We start from the raw sequence: 2,929 nt of genomic DNA, 5'->3' as shown, positions 1-2,929 counted from the left end.
AATGCTCCGGTCCGGCCACTGCTGTGGAATACCTGAATGCCGTGCGTCGTCAGCGCGGGTTGAATGATCTGCCGGGCACCATAGATCAGGCTACGGTGCAGCATGAGATCCAGAAAGAATACCAGAAAGAATTTTATGCAGAAGGGCAACTGTTTTATTACTACAAAAGGATAAACAGTCCGCAGATCAGGTTCACTCCTATAACAGCTTCTGACAAAATTTATGTATTACCGCTGCCCGATGCGGAACTACAGTACAGGAACTAAATCTTTTTTCATGAAAAAATTACTTACACTTCTTGTTGTTTTAACAGCCTGCAGCAAAGCTGAGATATCGGAGTCCTATACCGGGCAGCAAAGCGTTTACTTTATCTATAACACTAACGCTATTTATTCAGGCGGGATTGATAGTGTGAATTACACTTTTGTAGAAAAAAACAGCACGGTTACGCAGGATACCGTCTGGTTACCTGTACGGATCACCGGTAATGCAGCAGATCATGACCGTGCCATTGATCTTGCAGTAGTAACGGGTAAAACAACGGCCGTTAAAGACGTGCATTATAAGCTGCTGAACTACCATATGCCTGGAAATTCATTTGCCACCAGTTTAGGAATAGTACTGCTGCGCGATGCTTCCCTGCGGGATACTTCTCTTGTACTGAGTCTTCGTTTGCAACCCAACGCTCAATTCCCTGAGCTGATGAAGGATACGCTGATGGGAGACGGGACTTACTACAGCAGGAGCCAGGTCAGGATCGTTTTTACCGACAGGCTCACAAAACCCGGCAACTGGGATACTTACCTGGTCAATTTTTTCGGCGTGTATAGTGAAGTGAAATTGAGATTTATCGCGTCTGTATTAGGTATCTCTACTTTTCCTTCCAGCGGCGCTGGTGCGCTTTCTTATCCTACGCTGCAATACTATCAGAATACGGTCAGGAATGCCTTGCTGGAATACAATGGCGGGAACCCGCCTTTAACTGACGAAAACGGAAATCCCGTTGTGATCCCATAACCAATAGCATTATACAATATGAAGCATATTATATATTTTTTGCTGGCAGTATTTTTTCTCTCAGCATGTTATAAGGATAAAGGTAATTACGATTATCACACCATCAACGATATTACAGCTACCACGCCAAAGGATAGTTTTCGCATTGGTCAGTTCGATACCTTACGCATTTACCCGGCCATAGCGGGTGCGGATACTAACCGTCTCAGTTTTGAATGGAGGGTGTATCCGGTATCGGATCCGTCTGATCCCCTCGATCCCGGGAGGATCGATGTGATTTCACGCGGCCGGAATTTTAACCAGGCTATCACGCTCAGGCCGACCGCTAATTACTATAACCTGGATTTTGTAGTAAAGGATACGGTAACCGGCGTTAGTTACTTTAAACACCTGTATGTGCAGGTAACCACCGCTTTCCAGACCGGCTGGATGTTGCTGGAGCAAAAGCAGGGCAACGCGGATATCAGCTTTATCAGCCCCGACTATATAGCTTATTATGGCGTATATTCCGCGGTGAACCCGGGCAATCCGCTGCCTGCATCTGTACGGAACCTGGTCAGCATTAATACCCTGAGCCTTATTGGCACCCTCAACATGGTTTATTTCGATGGCGGCGGATACACGCTGGATAACACGTCTTTACAGGTGTTGGCGGATTATACCAGGCTTTTTTATGAGCCCCCCGCTGTGGTGCAGCCGTACAATATGATCAAACCCAGCTTTTACTCCTATGGTCCCTATGCGCTTTGTGGCGGGAAAGTATATGCCCTGAACGGATTGTTTGCCTCCAAATTATTTGGTACTGCTTTTACACAACCCGATAACCAGGGTTATACGGTGGCGCCCTTTGCTGCAGGCGGCAGTTCCTTCGGGGCTATCTTTTTCGATCAGGCCCATCACCGGTTTTTATACGACGGGGGAGGCACTTCTACCAGCCTTAAAACTTTTCCGCAAAATACCACCATGGCGTATGACCTCAATAAGGTGCAAAAGAAAATGCTCACCATGAAAGCAGGTTTGGGCCTGGATTTTCTCCCCACTAACTGGTATGCGGTGTTTAAAAACGAAGCCAATGACAGCTGCTTTTTATACACGCTCAATGCCAACGGTAATTTTACAACTACCCCTGTAGCCGCCGGAATGCAGCCTATACTGAACAGCCCGGATGTATTTCGCAGCCCGGACTACCTGTTCTCAAACACAATCAGGCAAATGTATTATGCTGCTGATAACAGGTTGTATGTATACGATATGGCAGCCAATCAATCCAGGATAGTATACCAGTTCCCTGCCCGAGAGCAGATAACTGCATTGCGACTGATGAATGGCGTGATCACCCTTGCCACCTGGAACGGGCAGCCCGGCGGAGGTACCGTGTATTACCTGCCTGTTGCGGCAACCGGTGATATCAGCGGCAACGCCTATACGCAGAAGGTGACCGGCTTTGAAAAAATTATTGCTGTCACTTATAAAGTAGGATAATACAGAGGAAGAGTATAATCATTTAAATGAAACAGATATGAAAAAGATGATCGTAGCGGCTTGCCTGCTGTTGCCCGCCATCATTCACGCGCAAACGCAGCACAGTGTTATTAAGCTGGACATAGATACGGTTACGGCAAAAAGGCTTACCTGATCTATAAAACAGGAGATAGCACCAGGGTGGATTCTCCGCGCGTGGAAAATGGTAAAGCAGTGTTTAACGTGGATATCCCTTATCCTGTTACAGGGCGCCTTTGTCTTGACAACAAGGGATTTGGCTATCAAAACGGGCAGAAACCCGATTTGCTCATTTTTTATATTGAACCCGGAACGCTGCTCATTAAAACCCACGACCTTGTTACGAATGCGGTGATAACCGGTTCTAAAATGAACGATGAACTGATGCAGTATAACCGCTTTGTGAAGACGC

Annotated in this window: 4 protein-coding genes; all 4 read left to right on the top strand. The window is 46.7% G+C overall.

What is annotated here, in order from left to right; all coding sequences use genetic code 11:
• Nucleotides 1-266, top strand: a 266-nt coding sequence (locus tag VN105_RS21180; protein ID WP_325643935.1) for a RagB/SusD family nutrient uptake outer membrane protein, incomplete at its 5' end; no start/stop codon positions are given.
• A 10-nt stretch (nucleotides 267-276) separates the two neighbouring features.
• Nucleotides 277-1,017 (top strand): DUF4843 domain-containing protein, encoded by a 741-nt coding sequence (locus VN105_RS21175; protein WP_325643933.1) that lies wholly within the window; start codon nucleotides 277-279, stop codon nucleotides 1,015-1,017.
• A gap of 18 nt (nucleotides 1,018-1,035) precedes the next feature.
• Complete coding sequence (locus tag VN105_RS21170; protein WP_325643931.1) at nucleotides 1,036-2,499, top strand: PKD-like family lipoprotein; 1,464 nt, start codon at nucleotides 1,036-1,038, stop codon at nucleotides 2,497-2,499.
• Between the two features lie 195 nt (nucleotides 2,500-2,694).
• On the top strand, nucleotides 2,695-2,929 hold a 235-nt coding region (locus tag VN105_RS21165; protein WP_325643929.1), incomplete at its 3' end, for a DUF4369 domain-containing protein.

Source organism: Chitinophaga sp. (genome assembly GCF_035564935.1).
GTDB lineage: Bacteria > Bacteroidota > Bacteroidia > Chitinophagales > Chitinophagaceae > Chitinophaga.
Note: the sequence above shows the minus strand (reverse complement) of the source record. Positions and strands in the feature narration are given on the sequence as shown.